Below are 773 nucleotides of genomic sequence, written 5' to 3' on the forward strand. Positions count from 1 at the left end.
ATTCTGGGTTCTCTTTTACGGCGCTGCCACCTATGGCAACGCAGGTTTCATGCGCGAGCACATGTGCAAATACATTTGCCCGTACGCGCAATTCCAGTTCGTGATGTTCGACCGCGATACGCTGAACATCACCTATGACCGGCAGCGCGGCGAACCGCGGGGCCCGCGGCGGAAAATTGCCGACCCGCGCGCGGAGGGCCTGGGCGACTGCGTCGACTGCAGCATATGCGTACAGGTCTGCCCGACCGGTATCGATATCCGCAACGGCCTGCAACTCGAGTGTATTGGCTGCGCGGCGTGCATCGATGCTTGTGACCAGGTAATGGACAAGATGGAGTACCCGCGGGGTCTGATCCGCTATTCGACCGAGAACGCGGTTGACGAAAGCCTGTCGCGCTCCGAAATCATTCGTCGGGCCGCGCGGCCGCGGACACTGCTCTACCTGGCCGTTTTTCTTGCCGTGTCGACGGCCACTGCCTGGTCGCTGCTCAACCGGGTGCCGCTCAAGGTCTCCGTGATCCGTGACCGTGCGGTCCTGTCGCGCGAGGCGCCGGACGGCAGCATCGAGAACGTATTCAGTCTGCAGTTGACGAATGCCAGCGAGCAGGCACGGACCTACCGCGTGCACGTTGCTGGCCTGCCCGGACTTCGCCTCGAGGAGGCGCATGAAATCGAAGCGCCGCCAGCCGGCCTTGGAAAGGCCGTGCTGGTGCTGAAGGTCGATCCCGAGGCCGCGCCTGCCGGTGCTCACCCCATTCAGATCACCGTCGAAG

At 63.1% G+C, this 773-nt stretch carries 1 protein-coding gene; it reads left to right on the forward strand.

The annotated features are described in order from the left end of the window. On the forward strand, positions 1-773 hold a 773-nt coding region (locus E4Q23_RS23120), incomplete at both ends, for a 4Fe-4S dicluster domain-containing protein (RefSeq protein WP_272873735.1).

This window comes from Candidatus Accumulibacter phosphatis (genome assembly GCF_012939955.1).
In the GTDB taxonomy this organism is placed as follows: domain Bacteria; phylum Pseudomonadota; class Gammaproteobacteria; order Burkholderiales; family Rhodocyclaceae; genus Accumulibacter; species Accumulibacter delftensis.